Raw genomic sequence first — 18,563 nt, forward strand, 5'->3', positions numbered from 1 at the left:
CTTGTTGCCGCCCTACCTGCCCTGGACGGACATGGCTATCACGGTCACTGCATGCTCCACGGCGTAAACAGGGTCGCGGGAGAGCCCTTTGACCTGGGCATCCGCTTCTGCCGTTGCCTGGATGGACCGCACCAGTCCGTCGGGAGTCCACCGCCGGACATCCCGTTGGGCCTGCTCGACCAGCCAGGGCTGCATGCCCAGCTCCGCTGCTATCTGGGCCGAGGATCCGGATGCTCCTGCCACCCTCGCAACCGTGCGGAGCTTTGCGGCCAGCGCGGCCACCAGCGGAACAGGGTCCGCTCCGGTGGCGAGGGCATGGCGAAGCGTGGACAGGGCCACGGGAGCATTGCCGGCCATTGCGGCGTCGGCAACCTTGAAGGCAGTCGCCTCGATGCGCCCGCCGTAGTACTGGTCCACGACGTCGGAGGTTACGGTGGATCCGGCGTCGGCGATCAGCTGGCTGCAGGCCGCCGCAAGCTCTGAGAGGTTGGCCCCCACCGCGTTCACGAGGGCCTGGACGGCGTCCTGCTCGATGCGCCGGCCGCCGGATTTGAACTCAGCGGAGACGAAGGCCATCTTGTCGGCGTCCTTTTTGAGGGGCTGGCAGTCCACCACGGGCCAGCCGCCCTTTTTGACTGCGTCGAGGAGTTTCTTTCCGCGGACTCCCCCGCCGTGCCGCAGGACCAGGACAGCGTCGGCTTCCGTATGGTCCACATACCGGAGGGCGTCGGCGAGGAAGGCGTCGTTCATGGCCTCGACGGCCTCCACCTCGATGAGCTTGCTTTCGCCGAAAAGGGATGGGCTGACCTGCATCAGCAGGGTGCCCGGCTCGTAGGATGACGCGTTGATGCGGCTGACCTCCACGTCCGGGGCGGAGGTCCGCACCTGCGCACGGATCCGGTCCATGGCCCTGATGCCCAGGTACTCCTCCGGGCCGCTGATAAGCACAACCGCGGCAGGGGTTACATCCCGCCAGGTTGCCGCGTTTGATGCCGGGGAACGGGTTGCTCGCTTTTGTGCAGCGGCCATCGTGGGTTCCTTCCGGAAAGGTCTGTGGAATACTCCAGCCTGCCACGTCCGGCCGCCTGCTCCAAGCCAGGAGCAGGCGGTCCCGCCTTATCCCGGTGCGGCCCATGCGACGTTGCGCCGCCCGCGCGGCGCAGTATTGTGATTGCCGATGTTTCCAGGACTTCGATGAGGGAAACGAGGCGCCGGTGGCAGAAAAGGATGCAGCGGATGAACCGGCGCGGCCGGGCTGCAGCCCAGACAGCTCCGTAGGTCAGCATGGACAGGAACAGCATGGTCAGTAGACCGGGGATGCCTTCCGGCCACGGGAGGGATGCGCCCGGGAGTTGTGAGGCGAACCTTGCCGTCCCGGCGACGCCGGCGCTGAAGGTTCCGGCCACTGCGATGAGCGCGGTGGCCGGCCACGGCACCAGAACCAGCAGGGGCACGGCTGCGGTGCCCAACAGTGTCACCGGGGCCACCAGGGGCGAGGCAATCACGTTGGCCAGCAGCGAGTAGCTTGAAAACTGGGGTTGCAGGAGGACAATCACCGGCCCGCACAGCAGCTGGGCCGACAACGGAACAGCCACTGCTGCGGCCGCCCAGCGCGGTACGCACTTCGGCGTCCAATCAATGATGCACCGCCCCAGAACAATAATTCCCAGGGTAGCCAGAACGGACAGAAGGAACCCGAAACTCGACCCCAGCCCGGGATCCATCAGCAGGAGACCGATCACAGCCAGGCACAGGAAACTCAGGCCCCGCCCGGCCCGCCCTCCTGCCAGCGAGACAACCGCCACTGCACCCATGAGGGCCGCCCGCAGGACACTGGCATCAGGACCCACGAGTACCACGAACAGGCCAAGCCCGCCGGCGGCCAGTACAGCAGCCGGCAGCCGCGGCAGGCGCAGGGACCGGCATGCCAGCAGCAGCGCCCCGAGGACCAGGCCGCAATTCGCCCCGCTGACGGCGGTCAAGTGCGTCATGCCCACCACCTTCATGGCGTTGTTGAGGCCCTCATCCAAGGCACTTGTATCCCCCGTGACCATGCCCGGCAGCAGGCCCCGGGGATCGGGTGCCAGGAATGAAGATGCGGCCACGAACCGCTCCCGCAGTTCTTTGGCGGACCGCTCCAGGATTGGTGACTGGCCGGGTTTCCCAGGGGCAGCGGAAGCCGCGAGAATACCCGCTTCCTCCCTCCCCGGATCAGCCGGCCTAAGCTTTCCCGCTGCACGGAGCACCTGGCCGGGTACCACGTTGCCCCAGGCGCCGCCACCCATCACCATCAGTTGCGCCCTGGTCCGGAGCAGGACCCCACCGGTGCTGACGTCCCGGGTCCAGACAGGTACGGACCACCGCTCCGGCGGGCCTGCCTGGCCGGGGGCCGCGAGCGGGCGGGGGGCTCCTGCCACCTCGACGACGGCGACTGCTGACTTTCCCGACGCAATCGCCTCCGCCAGGGGACCTTCAAACCGCTGGCCGGCTGCCACCGCCGAATGCGCGGCAGTGGCAGCTGCCAGGAAGAGCGCAACGGCGCCGGTTGCCAGGAAACTGCGGCGGGCGGGTTCGCGTCCTGCTTCGGGTGCCCTGCGCCCGCGGAACCCGGCTGATCGCCGGCCGGGCCGTTTCAGCATCAGCACGCCGGCAGCAACACAACCGCAACAGAGAACTGCCAAGGCGGCGGGCTGCAGCCAAAGACCAGCAAGCGCTGCCGCCCACACCGCTGCAGCGGGCATGGCGAGCCGCACGTCCATGCGGCGGCGCGGCGCCTCATCTCCGCCGTCGCGATCTTTCCCTGACCCGGCCTTCCCCACCCGCTGGCGCGCGTTGTCCCACACACGGCCCCACTGTTGCCGGGCCCGGCGGCGGCCGGAGGGAACGACCTCAAACGTGCGGTGCCGCCCTTCCACAGGTCCCGAACCGGCGCCCGGATTGTTCCCGGCGTGCTGGCCTGTGCCTGCACCCAGCCCCACCTTGCCGGCTCCATCAGGTCCAGGGCCCGGTCCCCTGACTGCCGATTCCACGTAGCGGTTCCAGGGACTCGTCCGAGGCTTCTCCCCGCCGCTATTCATCTGGCTGACCCCCACCCGAGCTGGTCATACGGTCACCAGCGGCAGCAAGGTCTCAAGCATCTTGGGCCCTACCCCGTCAACAGCGTCAAGCTCCTCAACGGTTTTGAAGGCCCCATGTTCCTTCCGCCAGTCCACAATGCGCCGGGCAAGGACCGGGCCGACTTTAGGCAAGGTATCCAGCTCCTCCACGCCTGCCGTGTTGAGGTTGATCTTGCCTCCTGCAGCCGTGCCGGTGCTGCCAGCGCCCTCTCCGCTTTCCGGGTCTTCGCCACCGGCATCGGCGGCGGGAATCTCCGCGCCTTCCCGGGGGACATGGATTTTCTGGCCGTCCTGCACCACCAGGGCCAGATTCAGCCGGTCCAGCCAGGCTCCCGGTGTCCCGCCTCCGGCGGCGGCGATGGCTTCATGCACCCTGCTGCCTGCGGGTAGCTGGACTACTCCCGGCCTGGCCACCGCTCCGGCAACGTGGACCACGACAGCGCCGGCGGTTCCAGGTCCGTCACCTTCCGGGACTGCACCAGGATCACTAGCGGTTTCACTGTCTCCGCCGGGAGTACTTTTCCCTGCCGGTCCAGGTTCCGGACTGCCGGGGCTGACGCCAGTGAGCGGCAGGATCTCCGGCCGGCCTGCTTCCGCCTGCCACCAAAACCAGGCCCCGGCAGCAACAGCAAGAATGCCCAGAAGCACCGCCAGGCGCGGCCCCGTCCGCCACCGAAGCGCCGGTCCCACGGCCACGGACGAGGGATCCGGGTCCTGTCCGGTCAACAACCCGCGGGCGCCATCCCGATCCTGCCCCTCGATGCCCTGGTATTCGAAGGGTTCGTTCCGGTCGGCGTCCAGCAGCAGGCCTGAGGGTGACTCGCCCAGCGTCGCCTGGAGCCGGGTTCTGGCATGGCGCGCCGGACGACCTGCTGCTCCAGCATCCCGGCGTGACATAGCTTCACGCTAGGGACACCCAGGGTGGAGGCACCACGGCCGGCGCCCGTTATGTGGAAAGGCTGTCGGTTTCCGTCAGCTCTTCGCCCACGATGACCGCCAGGACTCCGAGTCCCGCGTGGGCCGCGAGGACGGCGGGGAGGGAACTGGTTTGGGCAGGAGGGCACTGCGGCAAGGCTTCGGCCAGTCGTCCGGAGAGGCTTAATGCCTCTTCGGGGTTTCCGAAGTGGTGGACGGCGAGCCGGACGGCAGAAGCGGGACGGGCGCCGGCGTCTGACGCGACGATCTCCTCCAGGCGGGCAACCGCCCTGGCAGCTGACCGTACCTTTTCCAGCGGCACGATCCTGCCGCCGTCGACGGCCAGGATGGGCTTGATGGCGAGCATGGTGCCCAGCAGGGAGGCTGCCGGGCCAATCCGGCCCCCGCGGCGCAGCTGTTCCAGGCTGGGGACGTAGAAATACACTTTGGTCCGCGCGGCCTGTTCCGCTGCGGCAGCGGCAACGGCGGACGCGTCGCCGCCGTCGGCCGCTGCGCGGACACCTGCCTGGACCGCCATGCCCAGGGCCATCCCGACCGTCCGGGAGTCGACGACCTCCACCGGGATGCCCACCCGGGTGGCAGCCAGCCGGGCAGCGTCAGCCGTGCCGGACAGCTCACTGGAGATGTGGACAGACACCACTGCTTCGAAACCCTTTTGCTGGGCCGAACGGTAAGCCTGCTCGAACTGTCCGGGCGAGGGCCGCGAGGTCTTCACGGAGGTTCCGCTGGCCAGCGCGAGGGCAATGGTCTCGGAGATGTCGTCTTCGCCCTCACCGTAGATGTCAGCACCCACCATCACGGGCATGGGAATCACGGTCAAGCGTCCGTCACCACTGAATGCGGCACTAAAATCAGCCGGCAGCGCGGCTGCCGAATCAGTGACCACGGCAGTACGCACGACGACGTCCGGCGGGACCGCGACGCCTTCCTGCCGGCGGCGCGCCAACAGGCGGGCACGGACCCAGGGCCAGGCAGCGTCACGGTCGGGCAAGGAGGCCTCCTGGGGTCACAACAGGCCGCCGGAGGGTTCCGGCGGCCTGGTCCGGCTTAGGCCGGGACGATGTTGACCAGTTTAGGGGCGCGGACAATCACGGTGCGGATGCCGCGGCCGTCAAGGGCACGCCGGACGTTGTCCGAGGCCAGCGCCAGCTCACGCAGCTGGTCCTCGGACACGGAGGGGGAAACCTCCAGCCTGTCGCGGACCTTGCCCTGCACCTGCACCACGGCGGTGACGGTGTCCTGCACCAGCAGTGACTCGTCGTGGGTTGGCCAGCCGGCGTTTGCCACCGACGCGGGATGCCCCAGGACGCTCCACATATCCTCCGCCGTGTAGGGGGCGAAGAGGCTCAAAATCACCGCTACTGCCTCCGCGGCTTCGCGGACTGCCGGGTCCGCTCCGCCGGCCCCGGCGTCGATGGCCTTGCGGGTGGCATTCACCAGCTCCATCAGCTTGGCCACCACCACGTTGAACTTGTTGGCGTCCAGCAGTTCGGCCGCGTCGGCAATGGTCCGGTGGGTTACGGAGCGCAGGGCACGGTCCCCGGTGGTGGCGTCGACGCCCGGTTCGCTCGCCACATCCTGGGCGAGACGCCAGGCGCGGGCAAGGAACTTCGCCGAACCGGACGGCGAAACGTCTGCCCAGTCCACGTCGTCCTCGGGCGGTGAGGCGAAGATCATGGTGAGGCGGACCGCGTCCACGCCGTACTTGTCCAGCTGCTCGCCGAGGTCCACGCCGTTGCCCAGCGACTTGCTCATGGCTTTGCCGCCGTTGAGCACCTGACCCTGGTTCAGCAGCGCGGTGAAGGGCTCATTGGCTTCGATCAGGCCGAGATCGTTGATGACCTTAGTGAAGAACCGGGCGTACAGCAGGTGCAGGATGGCGTGCTCGACGCCACCGACGTACTGGCCCACGGGCATCCAGTCGTTGATTTTCTCCGGATCGAAGGGACCTTCCGTGTACTGCGGTGACACAAAGCGCAGGAAGTACCAGGACGAGTCCACGAAGGTGTCCATGGTGTCGGTGTCCCGCTTGGCCGGGCCATGGCAGGAGGGGCACTCGACGTTACCCCAGGCCTCGGCCGCGGCCAGGGGTGAAGTGCCCTTCGGTGACAAATCCTCGCCGCGCAGGTCGGAGGGCAGGGTGACGGGCAGCTGCTCATCGGGGACCGGAACCTCGCCGCAGGACGGGCAATGGATGATGGGGATGGGGGTGCCCCAGAAGCGCTGGCGGCTCAACAGCCAGTCGCGCAGCCGGAAGTTCACGAACTTCTCGCCCGTGCCCTGCTTCTCCAGCATCGCGATAGCGGCCGGGATGGCTTCAGTCTTGGGCAGGCCGTCCAGGTCGCCCGAATTGATCAGGGTGCCCTCCCCCGCCGTGGCAGTGCCGGACACTGCGGGGTCTTCCTCGCCGGTATCCAGGACTGCCCGCACGGGCAGGTCGAACTTCCGGGCGAAGTCGAGGTCGCGCTGGTCGTGGGCGGGCACGGCCATGATGGCGCCCGTGCCGTAGTCAGCCAGGACGTAGTCGGCCGCCCATACCGGCAACTTCTCCCCGTTCAGCGGGTTGATGGCGTAGCGGCCGGTGAAGACGCCGGTCTTCTCCCGCTCTGTGGACTGGCGTTCGATCTCGGAGAGCGCCTTGACCTGTTCGCGGTACTCGTCCAGGGCAGCGGCGTGCTCGTCAGTGACGAGTTCGACGGCGAGCGGCGCGTCTGCGGCCACCACAAAGAAGGTTGCGCCGTACAGGGTGTCGGGGCGGGTGGTAAAGACCGTTACCTCCTTGGCGGGCCTGCCGCCGTCGGCCTCGATCACAAAGTTGACGTGCGCACCCTCGGAGCGGCCGATCCAGTTTTTCTGCATGGCCAGCACGCGTTCGGGCCAGTGCCCGCGCAGCTGCTCCATGTCATCGAGCAGGCGGTCCGCGTACTCGGTGATCTTGAAGTACCACTGGTTGAGTGACTTCTTGGTGACGGTGGTTCCGCAGCGTTCGCAGGCACCGTTGACAACCTGTTCGTTGGCCAGGACGGTCTGGTCCTTGGGGCACCAGTTGACCGGGGAGTCTTTGCGGTACGCCAGGCCGCGCTCGTAGAAGCGCTTGAACAGCCACTGTGTCCAGCGGTAGTACTCCGGGTCCGAGGTGTGCAGCCGCCGGGACCAGTCAGCCGAGATGGCGTACCGCTTGAAGGACGCGGCCTGGGTGTCGATGTTGGCGTAGGTCCACTCGCTGGGGTGGGCATTGCGTTTGATGGCCGCGTTTTCCGCGGGCAGGCCAAAGGAGTCCCAGCCGATCGGGTGCAGGACGTCGTAGCCTTTCTGGCGCAGGTAGCGGGCCACCACGTCGCCCATGGCGAATGCTTCCGCGTGGCCCATGTGCAGGTCACCGGACGGGTAGGGGAACATGTCCAACACGTAGCGGCGCTCGCGGGACCCGTCGTCCACAGGCGTGAAGACCTTAAGGTCTTCCCATACCTGCGGCCATTTGGCCTCCATCGCCGTGAAGCTGTAGGTGCCCTCCTCAGGCACGTCCGCTGACACTGTTGCTGCTGTTCCGGTCTCTGTCTCCGGCTGAACGCCCACTGCTGCCCTCTTCTGTTCTGTTATGGCATCTGTGCTGCCATAACGGCCTGATCCCCCTGCTGCCACCGGAAAATGTTCCCGGACACACAAAAGCCCCTCGCCATGGAGGGGCTGCCGCACGCTATCCGTTGATTCGGATACCGGGCGGCTTGCTAAGCAGAAGGATCGCACGCATGCAACCACTTTAGCGCACCAAAGCGGCCTGCCGCCCTGCACCGGGCCTGTACCGCCGTTGCCCGCCGTCACTAGACTTGAGCCGGGCAACGACCTTCCTACACAGCAGGGTGGCTCCTTTGGGTGACGACTCCGGCGATGACACGCTTGAAGGCTTCAGCGGCGGGCCCCCGCCCGGCCGGCTCTTCCCTCCGCTTGGCGGGCCGGTCCCCCTGCGCCGTGAGGCAGCCGGCGGCAAGGCGGCGGTATTGTCCGAACTGATGGCCGCCGGTTTCCCCGTTCCTCCGGGCTTCGTTGTGACCGGCCGCGCCATGGCAGAGCGCCCGGGCTGGCAGGAGAACTGGGACCGTCACCTTCAGGCCGCCGCCCGCGCAGCCGGCCCCGGACCGTATGCCGTCCGCTCCTCTGCGGCCGCCGAGGACCTGCCCGGTGCCTCCTATGCCGGAATGTATGAAAGCTACCTGGGCTTAAGCGACGGCGACCTCGCCGCGGCCGTTGTCCGGTGCTGCGCCTCGGCTGACGCCGCCAGGGTCCGGGCCTACCAGGATCCGCTCCGGCTGCGGGCTGGTGCTGGTTTGGACAGTGAACCAGCGGCGCCGCTCGACAGTGCGCGCATGGCCGTCCTCGTCCAGCAGATGCTTGATCCTGTTGCAGCGGGGGTCGCCTTCACGGCAAATCCCCTGACTGGTTCCCGTAACGAAACTTTGGTCTCCGCGGTCAAAGGGCTGGGCGAAAACCTGGTGGGTGGTGCGGAGGACGGGGAGGAATGGCTGGCGCGCGACGGCGTGGTGAGCCGGAGGCGGGGTTCGCACGTCCTCACGCTGGAAAGCGCGACGGCGGTAGCCGCCCTCGCCGTGCACGTCGCCTCATACTTCGGCTGCCCGCAGGACGTTGAGTGGGCCCTGGACAGTTCCGGCCAGGTACAGGTCCTGCAGGCCCGTCCGATGACAGCAATCCCCGAACCGGTGACGTGGAAGGCACCGGGCAAGGGCGTCTGGCTGAGGAACTTCCGGCTGGGGGAATGGCTCCCAGAGCCGGTTACGCCGCTTTTTATGGACTGGCTGGTTCCCGGCATCGACGCGGCCTATAACGATGCCGTTGCCCGCTCGGCCGGAATCAGGCTTCCCATGGGCAACGCCACGGTCAACGGTTGGTACTACGTTGCCCCACCCACGTTGCGGGCCCTCCCCCACGTGCTGTTTGGTGGCAGGCCGCATTCCCTGCCTTACTTTTTCAACGCCGTCGTGCGGCCCATGATTGATCCCGCAGGCGCGGACCGGGCCGTCCTGCGGGACCTGGAGTACGAGTGGCGCACCCGGCTGCTTCCGGCCTGCCGCACCCTGGCGGCGGGCGATGTTGCCCCTTCGGCCAGCCTGGATGAGCTCCTGGAGACCATTGAACTGGTGGCCCGGGCGGCCGGGCAGTACCTGTGGTTCTTTTCCGCTACGGGCGGTGCCGCCTGGAAGATGGAACTGGTGTTGGCAAGGATCTGGCGCAGGCACCTGGCCCCTTCCCTGGCGGGGAGGCAGGAACGCGGACCGCACCGGCAGGGACTGCACCGCGGCGGCGGATACCAGGTCCTGCTGGGCGGCCTGCTTCCATCCCCGCCGGCCGTCGTCCCGCATGCTGTCTACAGCCTGGACTGGTACCACCGGGTGGCGGGTGAGGAGCCCGCCGGACAGGCCGGATCCACGGCCGGAGATTCCACCGCCGCCGCTGACCGGCGGCGGTCCGCCGAAGCCGACTGCCGGATGATCCTCCGGGGCACCCGTCATCTCCGCCGTTTCGACACCGTGCTTGCTGTTGCCCAGCACTATGCACTGTTGCGGGAGGAGCAGGCCCGGGACTTCACCCTGGGCTGGCCCCTCTTGCGCCGCTGTGCAGAAGCCATCGGGGTGCAGTTGCGGCAAGCCGGCGTCATCAACAGCTCCAGCGACGTCTACTTCCTGAAGCGCCGGGACCTGCGGCCCGACGCACCACCACAACAGGACGCCGTTGCCAGACGCCGTGAGGACTGGCTCCGGCAAAGGAAACTGGCCGCGCCGCTGATGTTGGGCCGGGTGCCGCTGTCCGGCAATACATTCGACCGGATAGCGCAGTCTGCCCGCAGCACTGGCAACCATTCCCGGGGTGCGCTTGTTGGCCATCCCGCAAGCCCCGGAAGGACCCGCGGCCGGGTCCGCGTTGTGGACGCTCCCGCGGATGTCACGACCTTCAAGCCGGGCGAAGTCCTGGTTGCCCGGGCAACGGCACCGGCCTTGACCCCACTCTTCGCGTCCGCGTCAGCGGTGGTAACGGACACCGGAAACCTTGCGGCCCACGCATCCTTGATTGCCCGTGAGTACGGCATCCCGGCCGTCGTGGGTACCGGCAACGCCACCCAGATCCTCTACACGGGCCAGCTGGTAACAGTAGACGGCAACGCAGGAACAGTGGAACCCCACGAAGGCTGAGGGTGGACAGGCAGCAAAAGGGGCCGATGACTCTCCGCTGGTGCGGCAGGCGGAAGTCATCGGCCCCTCTTGAGGAGCGGAAAAGGCTAGCGGACGTCCTCGTCAACCCAGTCCATGGACTTGGTCACGGCCTTCTTCCAGAGGCGCAACTGCCGGTCCTGCTCCGCCTGGTCCATCCGGGGTTCCCAGCGCTTGTCCTCAGACCAGTTGGCCGAGCACTCCCCCAGGTCCTTCCAGAAACCGACAGCCAGGCCGGCTGCGTAGGCGGCACCGAGGGCTGTGGTTTCCACAACCTTCGGCCGGATCACGGGAACGCCCAGGATGTCCGCCTGGAACTGCATCAGCGCATCGTTGGCCACCATGCCGCCGTCGACCTTCAGCTCGGTGAGCGGAACGCCGGAGTCAGCGTTCACGGCGTCCAGGACCTCGCGGGTCTGGAAGGCGGTAGCCTCCAGGGCCGCGCGTGCAATGTGGTTCTTGTTCACGAACCTGGTCAGCCCGACGATCGCTCCGCGCGCGTCCGAGCGCCAGTAGGGAGCAAAGAGGCCGGAGAAGGCCGGGACGATGTACACGCCGCCGTTGTCCTCGACGGAGGCCGCGAGGGTTTCCACCTCGGGTGCGCTGCTGATCATGCCCAGGTTGTCCCGCAACCACTGGATCAGCGAGCCGGTGACGGCGATGGACCCTTCCAGGGCGTAGTGCGGCGCCGCGTCCCCGAGCTTGTAACCCACGGTGGTCAGCAGCCCGTTCTTCGAATGGACGATTTCCTCGCCAGTGTTGAAGATCAGGAAGCAGCCCGTGCCGTAGGTGTTCTTGGCCTCGCCGGTCTGGAAGGCGGCCTGGCCGAACGTGGCGGCCTGCTGGTCGCCGAGGATTCCGGCCACGGGAACTTCCCGCAGGAGCTGGGAGGTGTGCACGGTGCCATAGACCTCGGACGAGGACTTGATCTCCGGCATCATGGTCCGGGGAACACCGAAGATTCCAAGGATCTCGTCGTCCCACTGCAGGGTCTCAAGGTCCATGAACAGCGTGCGGGAGGCGTTGGTGACGTCCGTGACGTGGACGCCGCCGTTGATGCCGCCGGTCAGGTTCCACAGCACCCAGGAATCGGTGTTGCCGAACACCAGGTCACCGGCTTCAGCTTTGGCCCGCGCACCTTCCACGTTGTCAAGAATCCATTTGATCTTGGTACCCGAGAAGTAGGTCGCCAGCGGCAGGCCCACTTTTTGCTTGAAGCGGTCCGGACCGCCGTCCTTGGCGAGGTCATTGACGATGTCCTGCGTGCGGGTGTCCTGCCAGACGATGGCGTTATAGACGGCTTCGCCGGTGGTCTTGTCCCACACCACGGCGGTTTCACGCTGGTTGGTAATTCCGACGGCGGCGATATCGTGGCGGGTCAGGTTCGCCTTGGACAGGGCAGACGCGATGACCTCCCTGGTGTTGTTCCAGATTTCGGCAGCGTCGTGCTCCACCCAACCGGCCTGCGGGAAGATCTGTTTGTGCTCCATCTGGCCCGAGGACACGATGTTTCCGCTGTGGTCGAAGATGATCGCGCGGGTGCTGGTGGTTCCCTGGTCAATGGCGATTACGTACTGGTTCATGATTGACGTCCTTGTCTGATTATGGGTGTGGTCAGGTGGTGCAGGAAGCTAGGCAGCGGCCAGGGAGATAATGGGAACCGCTTTGGCAACGATGCCGCCCAGGGCACCGCCTACCAAGGGGCCTACCACGGGGATCCACGAGTAGCCCCAGTCGCTTGACCCCTTGCCCTTGATCGGGAGAAGGGCATGGGCGATGCGGGGACCAAGGTCGCGGGCAGGATTGATGGCGTAGCCGGTGGGGCCGCCGAGGGAGACACCGATGCCGACAACAAGCAGGGCAACCGCCAGCGGGCCCAGGCCGGACGGCGTTCCACCAAAGGCGAGGATCACGAACACCAGGACGAAGGTGCCGATGATCTCCGTCACCAGGTTCCAGGGGGTGGAGCGGATGGCGGGACCCGTGGAGAAGACGCCAAGCTTGCTGGCAACTTCCGGTTCCGCGTCGAAGTGCTGCTTATAGGCGAACCAGCAGGCCACGGCGCCGAGGAAAGCACCCAGGAGTTCTCCGCCGAAATACGTCAGCGTCGATGCTAAATCTATGGGTACGTCCGGTGCATACGGCCTCTTGCCTTCGACCAGAATCCCGAGCGTGACAGCGGGATTAAGGTGCGCCCCGGACTTTGCGGCCACAAAGACGCCGGCGAAGACAGCGATGCCCCAGCCCCAGGTGACCATCAGGAACCCGCCGCTGTTGCCTTTTGTCCCCCTCAGGGCAACGTTGGCGACGACACCGCAACCCAGCAGGGTTAGCATCGCCGTTCCGAACACTTCGGATAAGAAAACAATTCCAAGAGACATCTTTGACTCCTTTGTATTTTGTTGTGAGCCCTTCGCGGGTTGAAGGACTTTGGGCCGGGGCGGGTTGCCGCCCCGGCCTGCAGCCAGGTCCTAGGCGACCAGGCTGTGGGTTTCCACGCGGTGGAACCGCTGGAGAACGTCCTGCGCGTGCTTGATTTCCGCTGCGCGGGCTGCGGCGTTCCAGCCCATGGGTACTGACAGTACGTCCGCCACCTCATTGAGCAGTTCGCCTGTTACCAGGCCCCGGAAAGCCAGCGAGGTCCGGCGGATCAGGATGTCCACCAGGTGTCCCACCTGCTCCTGGGCTGCCATGAACTCAAGCTCGCGGACGCTCAGTTCACGGGTGGAATGCAGCAGCCTGTCTGGTCCGGCATCGAGGTACCCCATGACGGACTCCGCCCGGGTCCCGTACCGGGTCAGGAGGCCCGCGGTCCGGTCAGCATCGCGGCCGGCGGCCATGTGTTCCTTGATCCACTTCTGCACACCGGCCTCATCGGCAGGGAAGTTCGCTCCGCCGCCGATGGGCAGCTGCGCTGTGGAGACCTTGCGCTCCATGCCGAGTTCGGCCAGGACATCGTTGGTCATGTGTTCGGCAAGGGCACGGAAGGTGGTCCACTTGCCGCCCACCAGGCTCAGTACAACGGCGCCCTGCCCGTCCCCGCCGGTGCCGGGTTCGCGGCGTTCAATGCGGTAGTCGCGGGAGACGAAGCCGGGCTGGGCAGCGTCATGGCGCGGGAGGGGACGAACACCGGAAAAGGTGTACACAATCTGCTCATGCGTGACTGCGATGTCCGGGAAGACATGGCCGATCAGTTCGAAAAAGTATCCGATTTCTTCGTCTGTGCAGACTGCGTCTTCCGCCATGTCTGCGTAGACGTCGGTTGTGCCCACGAGGACCCGGTCCCCCATTGGATAGATCAGGACGATCCGGCCGTCGGTGTGTTCGAAGAAGATCTCCCGGCCACGGCAGGCCTCCAGGAGCGCCGGGTGGTCCAGTACGATGTGGGACCCCTTGGTGCCGCCCATGAAAGCGGAGGCAGTACCCATTGCTTCGTTCGTGAGATCCACCCAGGCACCGGTGGTGTTAACTATCACGTCTGCCGTGAAATCGAACTCCTCCCCGGTCAGTTCGTCCCGCAGCCGGACAGTGCTGCCCCGGCCGGTTCCTGGATTGGGTTGACCGGTCATGGACTGCAATGAAACGTAGTTGCTGGCCCGGGCTGTGTTGCCCTGGGCGTTGCCTTCGCCCACAGCCGCCCCTCCGGCTTTCTCCCCGTCCTGGAGGACATCGAGCGTGAGCCGTTCCGGGTTGTGCACCGACGCATCGAAGTAGGTGGCGGTGTATTTGACGTCCGGGCGGAGGCTGGGGAGTTCGGCACGGGCCCGCTGGCCGGTGCGGAACTGGTGCCGCGGAACTGTGCCGCCGTCGCGGGAGAAGGAGTCGTACAGGCTGAGGCCCAGTTTGATGAGGAAAGCTCCGCGTTCCTTGGGCTTGCCCTGCTGTTTGTGGGTCAGGAACCGGAGGGGCGCCGAGAGTACGCCGGAAAACGTGCTGAAGATGGGGATGGTGGTCTGCAGCGGCTTCACATAATGCGGAGCGATGCGGAGCAGCCGGTTGCGCTCCACCACGGATTCCTGCACCAGGCGGAACTCGCCGTTCTCGAGGTACCGGATCCCGCCATGGATCATGTGGGACGACGCGCCGCTGGCTCCCTGGCAGTAGTCACCGCGCTCGACGAGGGCAACATCCACGCCCTGCAGCGCAAGGTCGCGGAATGTTCCTACCCCGTTGATCCCGCCGCCAACCACGAGTACCTTTGCGTGCGGGCGGCGCCGAAGATGCTGTACTGAACTGCGCTCGACTCCCGGCTTCGCCGCTGAAGCAGATTGTCCGCCGGTTGAATCCTTGGGTCCCAAAACGACTCCCTTGGGCTTTGTGTGGCGCGGGCCACCGAATGGATGAACCCGCCGTTCTCAACTATTCTTCGGAGTAATGGAAAATGGCGTCAAGGACTATGCACAAACGTGCAGACCGGAGCAGTAATGGATCCTTCCCGGCACTCTGAGGCGCTGCGAGCTGCACAAATGTATTATCTGCAGGACCTCACCATGGATGCCATAGCCCGGGAACTCAGGACTTCGAGGTCCACCGTCTCGCGGCTCCTGTCCTCCGCGCGCGAATCCGGACTGGTGCAGATCCAGATCCGCAACCCCCTGGACACGGGCCCCGAACTCGAAGGCAGGATCCGCCGGCGGTTTGGTGTGGACGTCCACGTGGTACCGGTTCTGGAGACACTGAACGAAGCAGAAACCCTGGACCGCGTAGCCATGCAGGCAGCACGCACCATCGGACCGCTTGTCGACTCCAACGCGATCATCGGGGTCGCCTGGGGTTCAACCCTGAGCGCCGTCAGCCGCCACCTCACCCGCAAGATCACCCATGACGGCGTCATCGTTCAACTGAACGGTGCGGGCAACATGCATACCACGGGCATTACGTACGCCAGTGACATCATGCGGCGCTTCGGAAGTGCCTATGGGGCGAGGGTTGAACAGTTTCCCGTACCGGCCTTTTTCGACCACGCCGCTACAAAAACCGCTATGTGGAATGAGCGCAGCGTGCAGCGGATCCTCGAGTTGCAGGCAAAGATGAGCATCGCCATCTTCGGTGTCGGGTCGGTGGACGCGGACTACCCCAGCCACGTCTACGCAGGCGGGTACCTTGATGAAACCGATCTCAACATCCTGGCGACCTCGGATGTAGTGGGCGACGTCGCCACCGTCTTCTTCCGCGGCGACGGATCCTCTGACGGAATAGTCCTCAATGAAAGATCCACAGGGCCCGGCCTCACGGAACTGCGGCAGGTCCGGCGGAGGATCTGCGTAGTGTCCGGGGTATCCAAGATCAACGGCCTCCGCGGTGCCCTGGCCGCCAACCTGGCCACCGACCTGATCCTGGATGAGGCCACCGCGCGGCGTCTGGTGGATTCCGAAGGGCTCGCTGCGGCCAATGGGTAGAGTCGTGGCTATGAGAATTTCACCGCGGCTCAGCCTGAACAACGGCGTGCTGATCCACCAGCTCGGTTTCGGGCTGTACAAGGTCCCGGCTGCGGACGCGGCAGGACTCGTTGCCATCGCGCTCGCGGCCGGCTACCGCCACTTCGACACCGCCGCCATGTACGGCAACGAAACGGGCGTTGCCCGCGGCATCAGTTCCCAGCTGGGCGGTACGGCCGGCAGCGGCGGCTCAGGCGAACTTTTGCCGTCGCTGTCCAGGGAAGACCTGTTCATCACCACGAAAGTGTGGAACGACCACCACGGCTATGACGCCACGCTCCGGGCCTTCGATGACTCCATGGTCAATCTTGGCCTGGACTACGTGGACATGTACCTCATCCACTGGCCGTGCGCCAGGCGTGGCCTTTTCCCCGACACGTACCGGGCGCTGGAGACGCTGTACAGGGAAGGGAAAGTCCGAGCTATCGGGGTCAGCAACTTCCAGCCGGCCCACCTTGACCGCCTGCTTCAGACAGCAGAGGTGGTCCCGGCGGTCAACCAGATTGAGCTGCACCCGTGGCTTCAGCAGCAGGAACTGCGCACGCTGCATGACCACCTCGGCATCCGGACCGAAGCCTGGAGTCCGCTGGGCCGCGGCCAGGTCCTCGATGATCCGGTTGTCCGTGCCTGCGCCTCGGAACACAGCAGGACACCGGCCCAGGTGATCCTGCGATGGCACATGCAACTGGGTAACATTGCCATCCCCAAGGCGAGCTCGGAGGCCCGCATCCGGGAAAACCTCGACGTGTTCGATTTCGAGCTTTCCGGCCGGGACATGACTGCGCTTGCAGGGCTCGACCGGGGACATCGGACCGGCTCCCACCCGGACCACGTCAGCTAGGGCAGGACAGATGACTACAGCACACCCCGGATCCCGCATGCCTGCCTACTTCAGCTCCGGCCTCGCGTCCCGTACATTTTCATCCTCCATGGAGATCGACGGCGGCAAGGTTGCATTCTGGACCTACGAGCCGGTGGAAGCCGGCCCGGAAACGCGGACCATCCTGGTGATCCACGGCTTCCGTGGAGACCATCACGGACTGTTGCGCGTCGCAGACCACCTTCCGGAGATGCGCATCATCATGCCGGACCTCCCTGGCTTCGGTAATTCTGAAGCGTTTACCACCGGCGTCCATTCTGTGGAGCGCTACGGCTCATTCATCACCAGCTTCATGGCGGCTCTCGGACTGGGCCCGGACACAGTCCTGCTGGGCCATTCCTTCGGTTCCATCATCGCGGCGCATTTCGTCGCCGGGAACCCGGGAACCGTAAATCCCCTGATCCTCATCAACCCGATTGCTGCACCGGCACTGGAGGGGCCAAAGGGAATCATGACCCGGCTTGCAGTCCTTTACTACCGCCTTTCCGCGCGCCTCCCCAGGCCGGTGGGACTGGCCCTGCTGCGCAGCCCGCTGATTGTCCGGATGATGAGTGAAACCATGGCCAAGACGCCGGACCGGGACCTGCGCCGTTTCATTCACGGCCAGCACCACGCTTACTTCAGCGCGTTCGCCAGCCGCGACAGCCTCCTTGAGTCCTTTACTGCCTCAGTCAGCAGCCATGTGGCCGAGGTGGCCGGCCGGCTGGCCCTCCCGGTGCTGCTGATAGCCGGTGAGAAGGATGAGATTGCCGTCCTCCCTGACCAGCGCCGCCTCGCCGCGCTGCTGCCGGACGGCGAACTCCATGTGATTCCCGGCGTCGGCCATCTGATCCATTACGAAACGCCGGAACCGGCCGCCGCCTTTATCCGCAGCTTCCTTAAGGACCACCCCGCGTGAAAATTGTTATCGACGCACGTTTCACCCGGACCGACCACCACGACGGCATCAGCCGGTACGGGGCAAGCCTGATTGCGGCCACTGCGAAAATCGCCGACGTTTCCATGCTGGTCTCCGACGTACGGCAGCTCGCCCTGCTCCCGGACGTCCCCTACACCCTGATCAGCAGCCCGTTGTCGCCGATGGAGCTACTGGTGGCCCGCAGTATCAACAAGCTGGGCGCGGACGTGGTGGTGTGTCCCATGCAGACAATGGGAACCTGGGGCCGGAAGTACGGGCTGGTCCTGACACTCCACGACCTCATCTACTATGAACACCCGGCGCCACCCGGCATCCTGCCCGCACCGGTGCGGCTTCTCTGGCGGCTCTACCACAAGGCGTTCTGGCCGCAGCGGCTTCTCCTCAACCGCGCGGACACTGTGGCCACCATCAGTAAAACCACGGAAGCGCTGATTGCAAAGTACCGCCTGACCCGCCGCCCGGTGAGGATCATCAGCAACGCCCCCCAGCCGGAGCAGGAGCCCCGCCCCGCTGAGGCCGGGGCGGAACGCACGCTTGTCTACATGGGCTCCTTCATGCCGTACAAGAACGTTGAGACCATGGTGGCGGGAATGGCCGGGCTCCCCGGTTACACCCTGCACCTGCTGAGCCGCATCACACCCCAGCGCCGCGCCGAGCTGGAACGCCTGGTTCCGCCGGGGGCGCACGTGGAGTTCCACAATGGCGTAACCGATGAGGAGTATCACGCTTTCCTGCGGCAGGCAACGGCCCTGGTGAGCCTTTCCCGTGCTGAAGGCTACGGGCTTCCCTTGGTGGAGGCCATGGCCCTGGGCACCCCTGTCATTGCCAGCGACATCCCTATTTTCAGGGAAGTCGGTGGAGATGCTGCCCTCTACGTTGATCCCGCCTCCCCCGGGCAGTTTGCCGACGCCGTAGGTACCCTGCAGGACACCAGCCGCTGGCAGGACATCTCACGGCGCTGCGTTGCACGTGCCCGGGAGTTCAGCTGGGATGAGTCAGCCCGCCAGCTGGTGGACGTTGCCCATGAGATCAGGCAGCGGCGGCGTTAGCACC

At 65.9% G+C, this 18,563-nt stretch carries 13 protein-coding genes; 5 read left to right on the plus strand and 8 right to left on the minus strand.

Annotated elements, in window-relative coordinates:
• Positions 1 to 12: 12 nt before the first annotated feature.
• The 5 genes from holA to leuS all read right to left on the minus strand — a co-directional run bounded on the left by holA (position 13) and on the right by leuS (position 7,628).
• Complete coding sequence (gene holA / locus CXX84_RS05135; protein ID WP_102975624.1) at positions 13 to 1,029, minus strand: DNA polymerase III subunit delta; 1,017 nt, start codon at positions 1,027 to 1,029, stop codon at positions 13 to 15.
• On the minus strand, positions 963 to 3,029 hold the full coding sequence (locus tag CXX84_RS05140; RefSeq protein ID WP_223252977.1) for a ComEC/Rec2 family competence protein: 2,067 nt from the start codon (positions 3,027 to 3,029) through the stop codon (positions 963 to 965). The genes holA and CXX84_RS05140 overlap by 67 nt, the downstream gene beginning before the upstream one ends.
• A gap of 72 nt (positions 3,030 to 3,101) precedes the next feature.
• Positions 3,102 to 4,013 (minus strand): ComEA family DNA-binding protein, encoded by a 912-nt coding sequence (locus CXX84_RS05145; protein ID WP_102975625.1) that lies wholly within the window; start codon positions 4,011 to 4,013, stop codon positions 3,102 to 3,104.
• A 49-nt stretch (positions 4,014 to 4,062) separates the two neighbouring features.
• The gene (locus tag CXX84_RS05150) at positions 4,063 to 5,043 is read right to left on the minus strand and encodes a DegV family protein (protein ID WP_102975626.1); all 981 of its coding nucleotides are present in this window, start codon (positions 5,041 to 5,043) and stop codon (positions 4,063 to 4,065) included.
• 56 nt (positions 5,044 to 5,099) lie between these two features.
• On the minus strand, positions 5,100 to 7,628 hold the full coding sequence (leuS, locus tag CXX84_RS05155) for a leucine--tRNA ligase (protein ID WP_102975627.1): 2,529 nt from the start codon (positions 7,626 to 7,628) through the stop codon (positions 5,100 to 5,102).
• Positions 7,629 to 7,921: 293 nt separating this feature from the next.
• Between leuS and CXX84_RS05160 the strand changes: the two genes are divergently transcribed.
• Positions 7,922 to 10,255, plus strand: coding sequence for a PEP/pyruvate-binding domain-containing protein (locus tag CXX84_RS05160; RefSeq protein ID WP_102975628.1), 2,334 nt, complete (start codon positions 7,922 to 7,924; stop codon positions 10,253 to 10,255).
• Between the two features lie 86 nt (positions 10,256 to 10,341).
• Here CXX84_RS05160 and glpK read toward each other — a convergent pair whose 3' ends face one another.
• The 3 genes from glpK to CXX84_RS05175 form a co-directional block, all read right to left on the minus strand.
• The gene (gene glpK / locus CXX84_RS05165) at positions 10,342 to 11,856 is read right to left on the minus strand and encodes a glycerol kinase GlpK (protein ID WP_102975629.1); all 1,515 of its coding nucleotides are present in this window, start codon (positions 11,854 to 11,856) and stop codon (positions 10,342 to 10,344) included.
• Positions 11,857 to 11,904: 48 nt separating this feature from the next.
• Complete coding sequence (locus CXX84_RS05170) at positions 11,905 to 12,654, minus strand: MIP/aquaporin family protein (RefSeq protein WP_102975630.1); 750 nt, start codon at positions 12,652 to 12,654, stop codon at positions 11,905 to 11,907.
• Between the two features lie 90 nt (positions 12,655 to 12,744).
• Positions 12,745 to 14,571 (minus strand): glycerol-3-phosphate dehydrogenase/oxidase, encoded by a 1,827-nt coding sequence (locus CXX84_RS05175; protein ID WP_102975631.1) that lies wholly within the window; start codon positions 14,569 to 14,571, stop codon positions 12,745 to 12,747.
• A 126-nt stretch (positions 14,572 to 14,697) separates the two neighbouring features.
• Here CXX84_RS05175 and CXX84_RS05180 point away from each other — a divergent pair, with 126 nt between their 5' ends.
• From CXX84_RS05180 to CXX84_RS05195, 4 genes are read left to right on the plus strand one after another with little or no spacing between them, the layout of a single operon-like run.
• A complete protein-coding gene (locus CXX84_RS05180; protein ID WP_102975632.1) occupies positions 14,698 to 15,672 on the plus strand; it encodes a sugar-binding transcriptional regulator in 975 nt (324 codons plus the stop codon).
• A gap of 10 nt (positions 15,673 to 15,682) precedes the next feature.
• Positions 15,683 to 16,552, plus strand: coding sequence for an aldo/keto reductase (locus CXX84_RS05185; protein ID WP_102975633.1), 870 nt, complete (start codon positions 15,683 to 15,685; stop codon positions 16,550 to 16,552).
• 10 nt (positions 16,553 to 16,562) lie between these two features.
• Positions 16,563 to 17,489, plus strand: coding sequence for an alpha/beta fold hydrolase (locus tag CXX84_RS05190; RefSeq protein WP_102975634.1), 927 nt, complete (start codon positions 16,563 to 16,565; stop codon positions 17,487 to 17,489).
• Positions 17,486 to 18,559 (plus strand): glycosyltransferase family 4 protein, encoded by a 1,074-nt coding sequence (locus tag CXX84_RS05195; RefSeq protein WP_102975635.1) that lies wholly within the window; start codon positions 17,486 to 17,488, stop codon positions 18,557 to 18,559. The genes CXX84_RS05190 and CXX84_RS05195 overlap by 4 nt, the downstream gene beginning before the upstream one ends.
• Positions 18,560 to 18,563 lie beyond the last annotated feature (4 nt).

Origin of the sequence: Arthrobacter sp. AFG7.2, from assembly GCF_002892835.1 — a bacterium.
In the GTDB taxonomy this organism is placed as follows: domain Bacteria; phylum Actinomycetota; class Actinomycetes; order Actinomycetales; family Micrococcaceae; genus Arthrobacter.

What these genes read in the sequence shown, in the direction of transcription:
- glpK (WP_102975629.1), bottom strand. Translation starts at nt 11,856, where the DNA reads ATGAACCAGTACGTAATCGCCATTGACCAGGGAACCACCAGCACCCGC.
- holA (WP_102975624.1), bottom strand. Translation starts at nt 1,029, where the DNA reads ATGGCCGCTGCACAAAAGCGAGCAACCCGTTCCCCGGCATCAAACGCG.
- CXX84_RS05145 (WP_102975625.1), bottom strand. Translation starts at nt 4,013, where the DNA reads ATGTCACGCCGGGATGCTGGAGCAGCAGGTCGTCCGGCGCGCCATGCC.
- CXX84_RS05185 (WP_102975633.1), top strand. Translation starts at nt 15,683, where the DNA reads ATGAGAATTTCACCGCGGCTCAGCCTGAACAACGGCGTGCTGATCCAC.
- CXX84_RS05180 (WP_102975632.1), top strand. Translation starts at nt 14,698, where the DNA reads ATGGATCCTTCCCGGCACTCTGAGGCGCTGCGAGCTGCACAAATGTAT.
- CXX84_RS05190 (WP_102975634.1), top strand. Translation starts at nt 16,563, where the DNA reads ATGACTACAGCACACCCCGGATCCCGCATGCCTGCCTACTTCAGCTCC.
- CXX84_RS05170 (WP_102975630.1), bottom strand. Translation starts at nt 12,654, where the DNA reads ATGTCTCTTGGAATTGTTTTCTTATCCGAAGTGTTCGGAACGGCGATG.